Annotated in this window: 13 protein-coding genes; 9 read left to right on the forward strand and 4 right to left on the reverse strand. The window is 68.1% G+C overall.

Going from position 1 to position 15,167, the window contains the following annotated elements; translation table 11 throughout:
• The first annotated feature begins 102 nt into the window (after positions 1-102).
• The 9 genes from OG804_RS05440 to OG804_RS05480 all read left to right on the forward strand — a co-directional run bounded on the left by OG804_RS05440 (position 103) and on the right by OG804_RS05480 (position 12,123).
• Entirely contained in the window at positions 103-1,152 is a 1,050-nt protein-coding gene (locus tag OG804_RS05440) for a LacI family DNA-binding transcriptional regulator (RefSeq protein ID WP_328394494.1), read from the forward strand.
• A gap of 287 nt (positions 1,153-1,439) precedes the next feature.
• On the forward strand, positions 1,440-2,666 hold the full coding sequence (locus OG804_RS05445; protein WP_328394496.1) for a cytochrome P450 family protein: 1,227 nt from the start codon (positions 1,440-1,442) through the stop codon (positions 2,664-2,666).
• A gap of 69 nt (positions 2,667-2,735) precedes the next feature.
• Positions 2,736-3,731 carry an AraC family transcriptional regulator gene (locus OG804_RS05450; RefSeq protein ID WP_328394498.1) on the forward strand — a complete coding sequence of 332 codons (996 nt, stop codon included), beginning with the start codon at positions 2,736-2,738 and terminating at the stop codon, positions 3,729-3,731.
• A 243-nt stretch (positions 3,732-3,974) separates the two neighbouring features.
• The gene (locus OG804_RS05455) at positions 3,975-4,376 is read left to right on the forward strand and encodes a Zn-ribbon domain-containing OB-fold protein (protein WP_328394500.1); all 402 of its coding nucleotides are present in this window, start codon (positions 3,975-3,977) and stop codon (positions 4,374-4,376) included.
• A 113-nt stretch (positions 4,377-4,489) separates the two neighbouring features.
• On the forward strand, positions 4,490-7,777 hold the full coding sequence (locus OG804_RS05460; protein WP_328394502.1) for a protein kinase domain-containing protein: 3,288 nt from the start codon (positions 4,490-4,492) through the stop codon (positions 7,775-7,777).
• A 151-nt stretch (positions 7,778-7,928) separates the two neighbouring features.
• Positions 7,929-8,282 (forward strand): UBP-type zinc finger domain-containing protein, encoded by a 354-nt coding sequence (locus OG804_RS05465; protein WP_328394503.1) that lies wholly within the window; start codon positions 7,929-7,931, stop codon positions 8,280-8,282.
• A 117-nt stretch (positions 8,283-8,399) separates the two neighbouring features.
• Positions 8,400-8,804, forward strand: coding sequence for a Fur family transcriptional regulator (locus OG804_RS05470; protein ID WP_442941853.1), 405 nt, complete (start codon positions 8,400-8,402; stop codon positions 8,802-8,804).
• A gap of 39 nt (positions 8,805-8,843) precedes the next feature.
• Entirely contained in the window at positions 8,844-11,075 is a 2,232-nt protein-coding gene (gene katG, locus OG804_RS05475) for a catalase/peroxidase HPI (protein WP_328394507.1), read from the forward strand.
• 229 nt (positions 11,076-11,304) lie between these two features.
• Positions 11,305-12,123 carry a DUF1206 domain-containing protein gene (locus tag OG804_RS05480; RefSeq protein WP_328394509.1) on the forward strand — a complete coding sequence of 273 codons (819 nt, stop codon included), beginning with the start codon at positions 11,305-11,307 and terminating at the stop codon, positions 12,121-12,123.
• A gap of 107 nt (positions 12,124-12,230) precedes the next feature.
• Here the strand turns inward: OG804_RS05480 and OG804_RS05485 are convergent, their stop codons facing one another.
• The 4 genes from OG804_RS05485 to OG804_RS05500 form a co-directional block, all read right to left on the reverse strand.
• Positions 12,231-12,731, reverse strand: a complete 501-nt coding sequence (locus tag OG804_RS05485; RefSeq protein WP_328394511.1) for a hypothetical protein — start codon at positions 12,729-12,731, stop codon at positions 12,231-12,233.
• A 258-nt stretch (positions 12,732-12,989) separates the two neighbouring features.
• On the reverse strand, positions 12,990-13,814 hold the full coding sequence (locus tag OG804_RS05490) for an alpha/beta fold hydrolase (RefSeq protein ID WP_328394513.1): 825 nt from the start codon (positions 13,812-13,814) through the stop codon (positions 12,990-12,992).
• Positions 13,815-13,905: 91 nt separating this feature from the next.
• On the reverse strand, positions 13,906-14,205 hold the full coding sequence (locus OG804_RS05495; protein WP_328394515.1) for a hypothetical protein: 300 nt from the start codon (positions 14,203-14,205) through the stop codon (positions 13,906-13,908).
• Positions 14,206-14,560: 355 nt separating this feature from the next.
• Positions 14,561-15,133: a helix-turn-helix domain-containing protein gene (locus tag OG804_RS05500; RefSeq protein WP_328394517.1), complete on the reverse strand. Its 573-nt coding sequence runs from the start codon at positions 15,131-15,133 to the stop codon at positions 14,561-14,563.
• Positions 15,134-15,167: the final 34 nt, after the last annotated feature.

Raw genomic sequence — 15,167 nt, forward strand, 5'->3', positions numbered from 1 at the left:
CCCGCCTGGAATCGACCCGGCCGCAGCCGCCGCGATGCGGCCGGGCGGGTCCGGAGCGGGTACGCTCCGCACAACGCGAGGGACAGAGTGTCGGGAGGCGGCGTGGCCGGAACGGACGGGCGGCGGCGAGTGCGCGCCAAGTCGTCCACCAGATCGGTCACCATGCAGGATGTCGGTCGCGCGGCCGGAGTGTCGGCGCAAACGGTCTCCCGGGCGCTGAGTTTTCCCGAGCAGGTCTCCGAGGCCACGCGGCAACGCGTCCAGCGCGCCATCGAGGAGACCGGCTACCTGCCCAATCTGGCCGCGAGCAGCCTGGCGTCCAACCGCAGTCGGACGATCGCCGCGATCCTGCCGGTCATCTCCACGTCGGTCTTCTCCGATACGCTCCGCGCCGCGGCCACCCGCCTGACGCCCGCGGGCTACCAGTTGATCGTCGGCTACACCGACTACCGCCCCGAACGCGAGGAAGACCTGATCCGGGGCTTCATTCAGCGCCGCCCGGACGGCTTCTTCCTCGTCGGCACCCTGCACACCCCGGAGACGCTGCGGCTGCTGCGCGCCTACGGGGCGCCGATCGTCGAAACCTGGGACTGGATAGACGATCCCGTGGATACGCTGGTCGGCTTCTCCAACGAGTCCGCCACCGGTGACCTGGTCCGCGATCTCGTATCCCGCGGACACCGCGAGATCGTCTTCGCCGGCACTCTCAGTTCCGGTGACGCGCGGGCGATCCGGCGTCGCGACGGATTCGCCGCGACGGTCCGGGCGCTGCTACCCGGCGAGCCGGTCCGGATCGTGGATCTACCGGACCGGGACATCTCCATGGACACCGGGGTCGCGCTGCTCGACGCCGCGCTCGAGCGTTTTCCCGAGGCCACGGCGATCATGTTCGCGACGGACGTCTTCGCCGCCGCCGCGGTGCTCGCCGCCCAGCGCCGCGGTATCACCGTCCCGGATCGGCTGGCCATCACCGGTTTCGGTGATTTCGAGATGGCACGCCATATCAACCCGGCACTGACCACGGTCAGCGTCGATATCGAGGAGATCGGCACCAGGGCCGCGGATCTCCTGCTGGCCCGGCTGTCCGGCGCCCCGATAGCGAACACTTCGGTGGATGTCGGCTATCGCATCGTCACCCGCGCGAGTGCCTGAGCGGACAGAACACCCGCGCCGCGGGTGTGGCGAACGCGGGACCGCCCGCTGCGCCACGGCGTGCTCGGGGCGCGGCCGAGTGCCCCTGGCGTATCGAACGTTTCGGGATCTCTGGACTCCGGGACGAATACCGTCGGGTCGCCCCGGCGGCCACCGATTTCGGGTTTTCGACCGCTGTCTTCTGGTTCGGGGCACAGTCCGGTTGCGCGACCTCCGGCGGCGGCCCAGCGGCGCGATACTCCTCGGCGAACGTCCGGTGACGGCCGGGCGAGTCGAAAGGAACGTTCGTGTCGATCACACTGCCCACTTTTCCCGCCGTGAACGAGAATCCGCTCGATACGTGCATCCGGCTCCGGGACACCGCGCCTGTCGTCCAGGTGGAATTCCCCGGGGGAGTGCCGGGCTACCTCGCACTGACCTATGACGCCGTCCGCGCGATCCTGGCCGGCGACAACACCACGTTCGCCCGGGATCCGCGGCACTGGCCCGCATTGCACGACGGCACGATCGCCCGGGACTGGCCGTTGCGCGCGGTGGTGCAGGGCGAGCACCTGTCGACCAAGGACGGCGGCGACCATCGACGGCTGCGCGGCCTGATCAGCAAGGCGTTCACGCCCAGCCGGGTGCAGGCGCTGGAACCGCGTATCCAGCAGATCATCGACGGCCTGCTCGACGAGGTGGTCGCCGCCGGTGACGGGGTCGATCTGGTGCCCACCTTCACCGAAGCGGTGCCGATGGCGGTGATCTGCGAACTGTTCGGCGTACCCGAACAGGATCGGAGCCGGCTGCGCCACTGGACGGCGACCCTCTTGGCGCACAACACTTCTCCCGAGCAGGCCTTCGCGGCGCAGAGCGGGCTCCAGGCATACCTGCACGACCTGGTCGAACGAAAAGGGCGCGAGCCGGGGGAGGACCTCACTTCGGGTCTGGTGCAGGCCCGTGACCGGGACGACCAGCTCACCACCGACGAGCTGGTGGCCGTGCTGTGGATCATGCTGGTCGCCGGTCACGAGACCACCGTTCATATGCTGGGTTATGCGATACTCGCGCTGTCCCGACATCCCGACCAGCTCCGACTGGCCAAAACCGGTCATCTGTGGGCCGATGTCGTCGAGGAGACCGTGCGATATCGCCATTCGGTGATGATGACCAGTTGGAGGTTTACGCTGACCGATGTGAACATCGCGGGGGTGGACATCCCGAAAGGCAATGCTGTGGGCGTGGTCTACCAGGCGTGCGGTATAGACCCGGCGGAATACGGCGAGACTGCGAACCAGTTCGATATCACCCGCAAACAACAGGCCGGGCATCTGGGATTCGGCCACGGACCTCGTTACTGCATCGGTGCCGGGCTCGCTCGGCTGGAGGGCCGTCTGGCGCTGGCGTCGCTGTATCGGCGGCTGCCGGACCTCGCACTCGATATCGACCCGAACGAGATTCCCTACACACCCTCCTTCTTCACCATCGGTCCGCTGTCGATCCCGGTCTCCCTCGGTGGGACAGGGTCGCGGTGAGCGCGGCCGACCGGCCGGCCGGTACTGCCGGCTCGAACCCGTGGGACGGACCCAGTGAAGTTCTATAACGTGACCGCGCGAAATTCGTCGTCGTGGACCACGATCGCCGACAGCTTCGTGCCCATGGATCACGACTACCGTGATTCCGAACGGTGGAGCGCGACGATGTCGGTGCAGGAGAGCGCCGATTACCGGTTGCTGCGCTGGGATCAGCGGGGGGCGCGGACTTCGTGCCGCACCCGTCCGCTCATCCGCAGGGTCGCCGGCGACGACTTCTACTGGGTGGTGGTCCCCGACCACGGGACCTACACGGTCCGGTATCAGGACAGCGTCACCAGCGCCGCTCCGGGCCAGGGCGCCGTCACCATTCTCGATACGGTGTGCCACCTGCACATCCCGCACTCGTCCGCCTACGCGTTCCAGCTTCCCCGCGATGAAATCGACAGCCGGATAGGACCGTTCGGGACCCACGCCGCGGAGTTGGACCTCACCTCGGGTCTGGGCCGGATAACCCGGACACTCATTCGTAGTACGCATGCCGAGCAGGGGACGCTGTCCGCACACGAGTTCGGCGCGGTCTGCCAGCGTATCGGGGAACTGCTGTGCATGTTGTCCGTCGGTGACGCGAGCCCGCAACATAATCAGCATGCCGAGGTGACCGAACAGGTGCGGCGCTACGTGCGTAGCAATACCGGTCACCGCGACGTCCGGTTGCCGGCCGTGGCCGCCGCGCTGGGCTGGTCGCCTCGGCAGGTGCGGTCCATGCTGCATCGGAGCGGGATCACCTTCCGCGACCTGCGCCGCGAAGAAGCGTTGCGCGCCGCGTGCGCGCTCCTCGAGGATCCCGCCCATACGGCGGTGCCGATCGGTGAGCTGGCGGCGCGGTGCGGTTTCAACTCGTCGTGGTTCTCCACCGCGTTCAAAGAAGCACGGGGCGAGACACCGCGCGAATTCCGGCAGCGGCGGCGTAGCGAACTCGCCGGGCAGGAGCCATCCGATAGCGGGGCACATGATCGGCACCGGGTGATGGGGGACGAGGGCGCTCGATCGGAGGCCTGGGGTTGACCGGTCAACCGTGGCCGGGCGCGTCGTGGCCGCCCGCGACCCCGGGTTCGCGGGCCGCGAGTTCTACCGCTGTAGGGCTCGCGTCGCGTTCGTCGGGCACCGGGATCAATCCGAAAAAAACCACATGCGACCGGGGGTCGGGGCAGAAATAGGTATATCCCGGGCCGTTCGGCCGAGGCGCCGCGACGGCAGCCGGGCGACGCTGGATATCGATCGCGTCGACCAGGAGATCGAGGCTTGCAGATGTACGAGTGGAACCCAGTGGACATCGGAATCAGCGTCGGAGATTATTCGGAATGCGCGGAGAACGCGCTGATATTGCGCCGGTGCGCGAGCTGTACGAGGCTGTTCGCCCCACCGGTGAGCAAGTGCTCGTCCTGCCGGTCCGACGAATTCGATCGGCTGCCGGCCACCGGCCACGGGTCGATCGTGTGCTGGCGGAAACTGCGCCGCGCCGCGAAGGCCTGCGCCGAGGCGGTGGTGTCGACCATCGCCATCGTCGAACTCGACGAGGGGCCCTGGATGTACACGACCATCGAGGGGGAGTTGCCAGGATCCTCGCCCCTACCGGTACGGGTGCAGTTCCGCGCGCCGCCGCGCGAAGACCGGTTCCCGGTTTTCGCGGTGGACCCGGTTCAGCCCTGAGCGCACCCGACCTCTCGCCGCCGGGGTTGCCCGGCGATAGAGTTGGTGGTGGCGAAAGGTGAGCCCATGTTGCCGGGTGCCCTCGGACATACTCGGTGGATCGCATTCGACCGATGACCGGCGACGATCCCCTGCGAACCCGTCGCGAGCCGGACTCTTCCGTCGCGACGGAATCGGAGTCGGTCGGGACGGGGCTGGACGCGGCGGGGTTCGAGGATGCCGCGGAGATCGGTAGGGGCGGGTTCGGCGTCGTCTATCGCTGTACGCAGGAGTCGCTGGACCGGACGGTGGCGGTGAAGGTGCTGACCACCGACTCCGACCCGGACAATCGGGCCAGGTTCGTCCGGGAGCAGCAGGCGATGGGCCGGCTGACCGGGCACCCCAATATCGTCACCGTCCTCGCCGAGGGGGTCACCGACGCCGGTCGCCCCTACCTCGTGACGCCGTACTATCCGCTGGGCTCGCTGGAGGGGTGGATCCGGCGGCACGGGCCGCTGCCCGCCGAGGACGTCCTGCAGATCGGGGTGAAGATCGCCGGTGCGCTGGAGAGCGCGCACCGGCTCGACGTCGTGCACCGCGATGTGAAACCGGGGAACATATTGCTCACCGACTACGGCGAGCCCGCGTTGACCGATTTCGGCATCGCGCATATCGCGGGCGGTTTCCAGACGGCGGCCGGCACGGTCACCGGATCTCCGGCGTTCACCGCGCCCGAGGTGCTGGAGGGCGAACCGCCGACTCCCGGCGCCGATGTGTACGGACTGGGCGCGACGATGTTCTGCGCGCTCACCGGGCACGCCGCGTTCGAGCGTCGCAGTGGCGAGAAGATGGTGACCCAGTTCCTGCGGATAGCCACCCAGCCGCCCCCTGACCTGCGGGACCAAGGGGTCGCGACCGATATATCGGCACTGGTGGAATCGGCGATGAACCGCGACAGCGGCCGGCGTCCCTCCGCCTCGGCCCTCGGGGAAGAGATCCGGCAGGTGCAGCAGCGGCACGGGTATCCGGTCGGGGATATGGCGTTGCAGAACGGTTCGGATACCGATACCCCGGTGGAGAAACCGCGGAGGCCGCCGCAACGGCGGCCGGTCGGCGGGGACCGCACCGGAAACCTGCCCCTCGAGCTGACCAGTCTGGTGGATCGGCGGAGTGAGGCGGCGGAGGTGAAGAACCTGCTGTCCACCTCCCGGCTGGTGACGGTGGCCGGGATCGGCGGCGTCGGGAAAACGCGACTGGCGTTGCGGGCCGCGACGCAGGTGAAGCGGGATTTCGCGGACGGTGTGTGGTTGATCGATCTGACCGATGTGTCCGAGCGCGCGATATTGATCGATATCGTGGCGGCCACGGTGGGCGTGCGCGACGAATCTTCCCGGCCGCTGTTCGACGTGCTGGTGGAGTTCCTGTGTCCGCGGGAGATCCTGCTGGTGCTGGACAACTGCGAGCAGCTGGTGGCAGCCGTCGCCGAACTGGACGAGGCGTTGCTGCAAGCGTGTCCGGGTCTGCGCATTCTCGTCACCAGCCGGGAGCCACTGAACATCCCTGGGGAGGCCGTGCTGCGGCTGGCGCCGCTGACCGTGCCCGATCCGGGCCGTGAGCCCACGCTGCTGGGGTTGCCCCGCTTCGACGCGGTGACCCTGTTCGCCGAGCGGGCCGCGGCGGCGGTACCGGGATTCGAACTCGACGACGACAACAAGGGCGCGGTGGCTCGGATCTGTGCCAGGCTGGACGGTTTACCTCTCGCGATCGAACTGGCGGCCGCGCGAATGCGCACCATGTCGCCGCAGCAGATCTTGGCGCGGATGGATATCGGCAATCCGCTGCTCACCCGGTCCCGCCGGACCGCCCCGATGCGGCAGCAGACCCTGCGATTGTGCATGGACTGGAGTTACGACCTGTGCATGCCGGCCGAACAGCAGCTGTGGGCACAGCTGTCGGTGTTCGCCGCGAGCTGTGAACTGGACGCGGTGGAGGGTGTCTGCGATATCGATCCGGCGCCGCGCAGCCTGCTGGATGTGGTCTCGTCGCTGGTGGACAAGTCCATTCTGGTCAGCGAGGAATTCGGTACCGGCGTGCGCTTCCGGATGCTGGAGACACTGCGTGACTACGGCCGGCGGGAGCTACAGGAAGGCGGCCGGTACGGGGAGATGCGCCGCCGCCACCAGCAGTGGTATCAACGGATGTGCCAGGACGCGGCGAACGGCTGGATCAGCGACCAGCAGCCCGCGTGGATCGCCCGGATCGCCCGCGAACAACCCAATCTGCGGGACGCGCTCGAGTACTGTCTGGCCGAGGACACCGAGGTCGCGGTCGACGCCGGGTTGCGGACCGCCGCCGGCCTGTACGAGTTCTGGAACTTTCGCGGTATGTACGGAGAGGGGCGTTCCTGGCTGGAGCGTGTCCTGGCCCGGCCCGGGGCCGGGTCGGCGGTGGCTCGTATCGAAGCGCTCTGCGCGGCGGCCAAGTTGGCGTCCTCGCACGGTGAGTTCCACGCGGCGACGACCCATCTCGCGGAAGCCCGGGCCCGCGCCGGACCCGATCTACCGGTGCTTACCCGGGCGCAGCTCGCCTACTCCGAGGGGCTGCTCGTATTGTCCCGCGGCGAATCCGAGAGTGCGTTCCGCTGGTTCGAACGAGTTGTCGAGCTGACCGATTCGGAGCGGGTGAGTCAACTCAGGATGAGTGCGCTGACCCTCCTCGGCTGGGCCCACGAACTGGACGGTGACTCGGACCGCGCGAGTGAGTACTACCGCGACGTGCTCTCGGTCACCGAGCCGAGTGGAGAGGTGCTCCATCGCGCGGCGGCTCTGCGCGGGCTGGGCGTCGCCGCGTGGCGACAGGGCGACCGGGATCGCGCCCAGCGGTTCCTCGCCGAGGCGTTGCGGGTCAACCAAGGGTTGGGCAGCACGGTGATCACCGTGTTCTGTCTCGAGGCCCTGGCCTGGACCGTCGATATCCCCGGGGGCGCCGAACGCGCGGCGGTGCTCATGGGCGCGGCGTGGGGTCAGTGGCCCGCGGGGGCCCAGATGACGACCGTCTTCCACAATTTGGCGCGCTTTCACAAGGAATGCGAGGACCGGGTGCGCGCGAGCCTGGGAGACCGCCGATTCGACACCGCGTACCAGCGGGGGCAGGCGATGAACATGGACACCGCCGTCGCCTACGCACTCGGTGAAGAGGCCGAAGAAGGGGCCGCCGGATCCGGCGCGGTACCGAAGTTGACCAAACGTGAGCGTCAGGTCGCCGATTTGGTGGCGCGCGGGCTCAGCAACAAGCAGATCGCCGCGAAACTGGTGATCTCCCAGCGCACCGCCCAGAGTCATGTCGAGCATATTCTGACCAAACTCGGATTCACCTCGCGCGCGCAGATAGCGGCCTGGGTCGTGGAGAAGGCACAGCAGTGAGGCCGGGTTCGCGCCGGCCCGGCGCCGCCCGACACGACGGCGGGCGATTCGCGGCCGATCGGCCCCGGGGGTTCGCGGTAATGTCCGGTCGGTGTGGTCGCCCGTCGCGTCCCCAGCCATCCGTTCGGTCCCGATTTTCCGGAGGTACGTGATGTCACAGGCCATCGAGGGCATCGACCCCGCCGTCGCGCCCAGCGGTCCGGGTTGTGTGGAGTGCGAACAGGCGCAGGGCTGGTGGGTTCACCTGCGCCGCTGCGCCCAGTGCGGGCATATCGGATGCTGTGATTCCTCACCCGCGCAGCACGCGAGCGGACACTTCGCGGATACCGGGCACCCGTTCATCCGGAGTTTCGAGCCGGGCGAGGCGTGGTTCTGGAATTTCCGTACCGGCGAGATGATCGCCGACGGTCCGGAACTCGCTGCGCCGCAGCATCATCCGGAGGCTCAGACGGTGCCGGGCCCGCGAGATCGGGTGCCGAGCGATTGGCGAGAACACATCCACTGAGGTCACCGGCTTCGGGCCGCCGATATCTCGAGCGCGGCCGCACCACGGCATATGTTTGACTCGTTCCAGAAAACGGACGAGACTTGCCCTGTGCAGACGGCCATGGAATTCCAGCAGATGCTGCGGGGAGTTTCACTGCGCGTGACGGCGCCGCGTGTCGCGGTGCTGAGCGCGGTGCACGATCACCCGCATGCCGATACGGATTCGATCATCCGCGTAGTGCGGTCCCGTCTCTCGGCGGTATCGCACCAGGCCGTCTACGACTCGTTGCGCACGCTCACCGCCGCCGGACTGCTCCGCTGTATTCAGCCGTCCGGTTCCGTGGCCCGTTACGAGGCCCGGGTCGGCGACAATCACCACCATGTCGTTTGCCGGGCGTGCGGTTCGATCGCCGATGTCGATTGCGCCGTCGGCGAGTCCCCGTGCCTGACCGCGTCCGATGACCACGGTTACTCGATCGACGAGGCCGAGGTCATCTACTGGGGCGTGTGCCCCGCGTGCGCGGCCGCGCACGCCGATTGATCTCCACGATCTCTGCCCACGAATTCAGGAAGGAACGTCGTGTCATCAGATAGTCGTCAACCCGCTCCTGACACCGGAACGCGAAGCGCGAGCGAGAGTGAGAACCCGGCGATCCCGGCCCCGACCCCGGAGACCGACCATCGCCCCCGCTCCAACAAGGACTGGTGGCCCGAGCAGATCGATGTCTCGGTCCTGCACGCCCACACATCGAAGGCCAACCCGCTCGGCGCGGACTTCGACTACGCCGCGGAATTCGCGAAACTCGACGTCGACGCCCTCAAAGCCGATGTCGCGGCGGTTCTGACCGATTCGCAGGATTGGTGGCCGGCGGACTACGGGAACTACGGTGGCCTGTTCATCAGGATGAGCTGGCACGCGGCCGGCACCTACCGGATCGCCGACGGTCGGGGTGGGGGCGGTCAGGGCGCCCAGCGGTTCGCGCCGCTCAACAGCTGGCCCGACAACGCGAACCTGGACAAGGCCCGGCGGTTGCTGTGGCCGGTCAAGCAGAAGTACGGCAACACGATCTCGTGGGCCGATCTGCTGGTGTTCGCCGGGAATGTGGCCCTGGAATCGATGGGCTTCCGGACCTTCGGCTTCGGTTTCGGACGCCCCGATATCTGGGAAACGGAAGAAGTGTTCTGGGGCCCGGAGGACGCCTGGCTCGGCGATGAGCGTTACAGCGGCGATCGGGAACTGGCCGGCCCGCTCGGCGCCGTACAGATGGGCCTGATCTATGTGAACCCGGAAGGCCCCGGCGGGCAACCGGATCCGGTGGCCGCGGCGCGCGATATCCGGGAGACCTTCGGCCGCATGGCGATGAACGACGAGGAGACGGCCGCATTGATCGTCGGCGGCCACAGCTTCGGAAAGACCCACGGCGCCGGCGATCCCGATCTGGTCGGCGCCGAGCCCGAGGGCGCCCCGATCGAGCAGCAAGGCCTGGGCTGGAAGAGCGCCTACGGTACGGGCAAGGGTGGGGACGCCATCACCAGCGGTTTGGAGGTCGTCTGGACCGCGACGCCGACCAAGTGGGGCAACGGTTTCCTGCAGAACCTGTACGGCTACGAATGGGAGCTCACCAAGAGCCCCGCCGGGGCGTGGCAGTGGAAGCCGAAGGACGGCGCGGGCGCGGGCGACATCCCGGACCCGTTCGGCGGTCCGGCCCGGACCCCCACCATGCTGACCACGGATCTGTCCCTGCGCGAGGATCCGATCTACCGGGAGATCACGCGCCGCTGGCTGGATCACCCCGAGGAACTGTCCGAGGCGTTCGCGAGGGCGTGGTACAAGCTGCTGCATCGCGATATGGGACCGATCAGCCGCTATCTCGGTCCGTGGGTCGCCGAACCGCAGCTGTGGCAGGATCCGGTCCCCGCGGTCGACCACCCACTCATCGACGCGCAGGACATCACGGCGCTGAAGAGGACGGTCCTGGACTCGGGTCTGTCGATTCCGCGCCTGGTCAAGACCGCGTGGGCGGCGGCGGCCAGCTTCCGCAGCACCGATAAGCGCGGCGGCGCCAACGGCGCCCGGATCCGGCTCGACCCGCAGCGGAACTGGGAGGTCAACGAACCGGCCGAACTGGCCGAGGTACTGCCCGTTCTCGAGCGGATCCAGCAGGAGTTCAACAGCTCGGCCCCCGGCGGCAAGCGGGTTTCCCTGGCCGACCTGATCGTCCTCGCCGGATCCGCGGCGGTCGAGAAGGCGGCCGCGGATGCGGGCCACAACGTCACGGTGCCGTTCGCGCCCGGTCGCACGGACGCATCGCAGGAGAACACCGACGTGGAGTCGTTCGCGGTGCTCGAACCGCGCGCCGACGGATTCCGCAACTATGTGCGGGCCGGGGAGAAGGCGCCGCTGGAGCGTCTGCTGCTGGATCGGGCGTACATGCTCGACGTCACGGCTCCGGAGCTGACGGCGCTGATCGGCGGCCTGCGTGCCCTCGGCGCCAACCACGGCGGTACCGCGCACGGGGTCTTCACCGACCGGCCCGGCGCATTGACCAACGACTTCTTCGTCAACCTGCTCAATCAGAACACGGAGTGGAAGGCCGCGGAGTCGGTGGAGAACGTCTACCAAGGTTTCGACCGGAGCTCCGGTCGGGCCACCTGGACGGCCACCGCCAATGATCTCGTCTTCGGTTCGCATTCGGTGTTGCGTGCGGTAGCGGAGGTGTATGCGCAGCGCGACGGCGCGGCGCGGTTCGTGAACGACTTCGTCGCCGCGTGGGTCAAGGTCGTCGACAACGATCGGTTCGATCTCGCCTGATCCGTCTCGACCGAACCGGGCCGGCCCTCGTGGCCGGCCCGGTGTCGTTTCGGGGGCCTGTCGCCGGGTATGTGCTGAACATTCCGTTCGATCATGAAGGAGGCGGGGGTGGCCGAATCACCGGCCACGACAGTTGGTTCCAGGTCAGGGCGGTTTTCGTCCAGCCCGGGGCCTGCGCGTGGCGGGTCTGTGCTGCCCGGTGGTCCGTTTCCGTGCGAGGAGAGAACCGATGTTCGAGATTTCCACAGCCAGGCCGGCCTCGGTCGCGAACCGGCTCGGGCGCAATCGCGTATTCGAGCGTCTCGCCCGCACCGGCTTCGTGATGGCCGGGGTCGTGCACGTGCTGATCGGATATCTGGCAGTGCGTATCGCATCGGGGGGTGGTGGCGCCACCGACCAGTCCGGTGCGATGGGCGAGCTGGCGGCCGAACCCGGTGGTGTCCTCGTGCTGGGCGGCGGCGTGGCGGCCTTCGCGTTCATGGCACTCTGGCGGCTCGCGGAGGCAGTGCTGGGGAAGAACTCTCCCGGCGGCGCGCAGGGGAGCGCGTCGGCAGTGTTACACCGGGCCAAGGCGTTCGCGGTCGCGCTCGTCTATTTCGGCTATGCGATCACCGCGTTCGGCTTCGCCCGTGGCAGCGGTAGGTCGAGCAGCGGTCAGAGCGCCGGGCTGTCGGCGCGACTGATGCAGAGTACCGGGGGCACGATCGTCCTCGTCGTCGCCGGGCTCGTCCTCGTCGCCGTGGGCGGCTATCACCTGTACAAGGGCGTCACGCGCAAATTCGTCGAAGAACTGCGCACCCACAACTCCCTGCTGCGCCGGATCGGAACTGTCGGGTACACCAGCAAGGGGCTCGCCATCGCGGGCGTCGGCGTTCTGGTGATCGTCGCGGTGAACCAGTCCGACCCCGGCAAAGCCGGTGGTCTCGACGCCGCCCTGAAAACGCTGGGCGCGCAACCGTACGGCCCGGTCCTCCTGGTCGCCGCAGGCCTCGGTATCGCCACCTACGGTCTCTACGATTTCGCGTGTGCCCGATACGCCGAGATGTGACCGGGCGCGCCGTCCCGGCACGGGTACGCCGTGCTCTCAGCGACCCGAGCCGGGCGGCTCCGCCGTTCGTGCAGCCGGAAGTCGTCCGGAATCAGCAATCAAGAAACTCACAGTTGCGCTATTGATAATCCCGGGGCCGCGACCGGGCGCTCCGGAACATGATCCTTCCGCAACGGAACAACTGGTCCCGCACCCTCGCGAATACCGTAGTGCAGCGTCCAGCCGAACGGCATCAGATGCACTCGCTCGCCGTACTCCTCCAAGCGCTCGGTCAATTCCGACACGATATCGAGAGTATCGGCCACATGTTCCAGGACATCCCGGGATCCGTGCACCGCCGTGCCCCGATCGGTTCCTCGCGCGTGCCCCGGAACGCCGTGGACGATGAAGTACGACGAACCGTGCGCGGCGCCCACCCGCCTGATCTTGTGCAATACCTCGGAATCCGGAGACCGGTCCCCGGATTCCACGACTACGCGCACCAGCATGCACTCGAAGAAGACTCGCGACGCCCCGATCGCCGGTACGTCCAGCGCAATTCCGCACGGCCCGGGAAACAGGGGCGTGTATTCGAAGCAGTGCCAGAAACTCCCGTACACACGCATCATGATCTCTCAGCCGAATCATTATCCGTCGAAGTGCTCTCGCGAGGAGTCCATCGTGCCCGGGGTCCCGCTCGCGGCCCACCGCCCGATGCGGCAGTCTCGGCAGCAGCGGTGCTCACCTCGAAATACGGGCCGACCTGCGGGTGGGTAATCCGGACGCGAGTCGTCGTACCGGCCCGCCGGTTGCTTCCCGGCGAACCTGTGTTGCGCACGCGCGCAGGGAACGGATCACCCGAGGCGGAGGGCCGGTCGGCAGGCCGGTCAGCGGGATGGCTCATGCTGCCGCAGAAAGTCGTCCATCAGCGTGTTCACGCGGCCGGGCACTTCGAGGGCGACCAGATGCGCGGCATCCTCCACGAACATCAGCCGCGCCGCCGGGATGGCACGCGCCATATCCTCGACCTCGGCGGGCGGGAAGGTCGCGTCCTCGCGGCCACCGATGACCAATGTGGGGGTCCTGATCTGTGCGAGGAGGCCGCGTTGGTCGGGCCGGTGCACGACGACGCTGCGTACCGCGGGCGCCACCGAACCGACGTCGTTGGCGCGCACCGTCCGTAGCGTGTGCTCGACCACGTCCGGCCGGGTCGCCAGCGACGTGGGCCCGAGGAACGCGGTGAGGGCGGGGCGAGTGAGAGGTGGCTGGAACCCGCCGCGCATACGAGCGAGGACGAGTAGGGCGCTGTATTCGAGGCGCTGTCGCATTCGGGCCGGCGAGGCGGTGCCGTTCATCAGAATGCTGGTCAGTACTCGCTCCGGGTAGAGCGCACTGAAGGTCGCGCCGATCATCGCGCCCCAGGAGTTGCCGACGATATGCGCGCGCTCGGCGCCGACCGCGTCGAGGATCTGGAGCAGGCATCGGGCGCATTCGTCGAAGGTGAACATCCGGTCGAGCCGCGCGCTCGCGCCGTGGCCGGGCGGGTCGACCGCGATGGTGGTGTATCGCGGTGCGAAATGAGCGACCTGCGCGTCCCAGAGCGTGTGGTCCATGAGCAGGCTCGGCCACAGGAGCATGGCCGGCCCGGTTCCGGCGACCCGGACCCGCAGCGTGCCCAGGTCGGTGGCAACATCGCGGTCGGTCGCGCTCATTTCGGTACTCCCTGGTCGGTCGGCGGGTACGGCCGACCCTCGTTGTCCGGGCCGAGACGCCGCATTCTGATGAGCGGTCGGTGGGGCGACGCTATTCGCAGGGAAGGCGGCATCGTCCGGTCTCGATATCGAGTAGCAGATCGCGATAGGCGATCTCCAGCTCGGCCAGCCGGGTCCATTCGGTGTGCATGCGCTCACCCGCTGGATCGTCGTGCCGCAGCAGGTGGAATGCCCGGGCGGCGCCGGCCGCGATCGTATCGATGAGTTCGCCCAGGCTGCGCTCGTGCACCCGGGCGCCCGCGACGGGCGCCGGCAGGTGCTGAGAACCCCACGCGTTGATCTCGGCGATCAGTTGCCGTCTGCGGGACTGCGCGAGATCCTCGGCGGACATCGACTCGGGGCTGTAGGACTCCGACAATTCCGAGGCGAGCCTACAGACAGGTCCTCGAGCGTTCCGGCCGCCGAGCGCGCGCAGTAGTTCGGTCGCGCTGGGTAGATCCGATGTACCGGCTCGGTGCTGCGAGCGCCGCATGATTGGCCCCCTAGAAGGCGGAATGCCGACCTGTGAGGCGGCTGGGCAGCACAATCGTAGGATGCGGCGGAGGGCGTCGCCTATGTCCTCCCGTCATGAAACGTCGGAGCGTTCTGGTGCTCGGCGCACAAATGCGTCGGCGGCGCGGCCCGCCACCGCTGAACGGGCGGGTAATGGCCGGAGCGGGCCCGGTCGGAGGTGCGGCGCGGTCCACTCACGTGTTCCGCTCGGCTGCCTCGTCCGGCCGCTCGTCCTCTCGTGGCCCGCCGGCCGGGAACAGGATCGGGCTCAGGAGATACTGTGCGCGCTCCGGGGTGGGCGAATTCCGCAGGTGCGGAAGGATTGCCGCGCGCAGGTCGTCGATCAGACCCGCGACCTCATCGGGTGCGAGCCAGATCGCGTGTTGCCGATAGCCGACCAGGTCGGCGGCGGGGTCGGCGGTGTCGCGATCGAGGTAGGTGTTGAATTCGGCCAGCAGGGTGGCCATGGCGGCGGCGAAGATTGCGCGATGATCCGCGCGCGTCGCGGCGGCGGCGGTGTGGGCGTCGACGACCGCGCGGGCCGGGCGGAGGCGGTAGGTGCGCTCGACCGCGCCGCGTACCCGGTGTTCGTCGGCGACCTCGAGAATGCCCGCGGTGACCAGTATTTCGACGTGCCGGTACACCGTCGCCTTCGATACGTCGGGCAGGCGGTCGCACAACTGGCGGGTCGTGCAGGCCTGTCCGCCGGACAAGCGGTGAACGATCCGCAACCGCACCGGGTGTGCCAGCAGCTCCAAGGTATCCACAGCACAATGATCTCACCAGTGATACCTTTCTCAA

Origin of the sequence: Nocardia sp. NBC_00416 (assembly GCF_036032445.1) — a bacterium.
In the GTDB taxonomy this organism is placed as follows: domain Bacteria; phylum Actinomycetota; class Actinomycetes; order Mycobacteriales; family Mycobacteriaceae; genus Nocardia.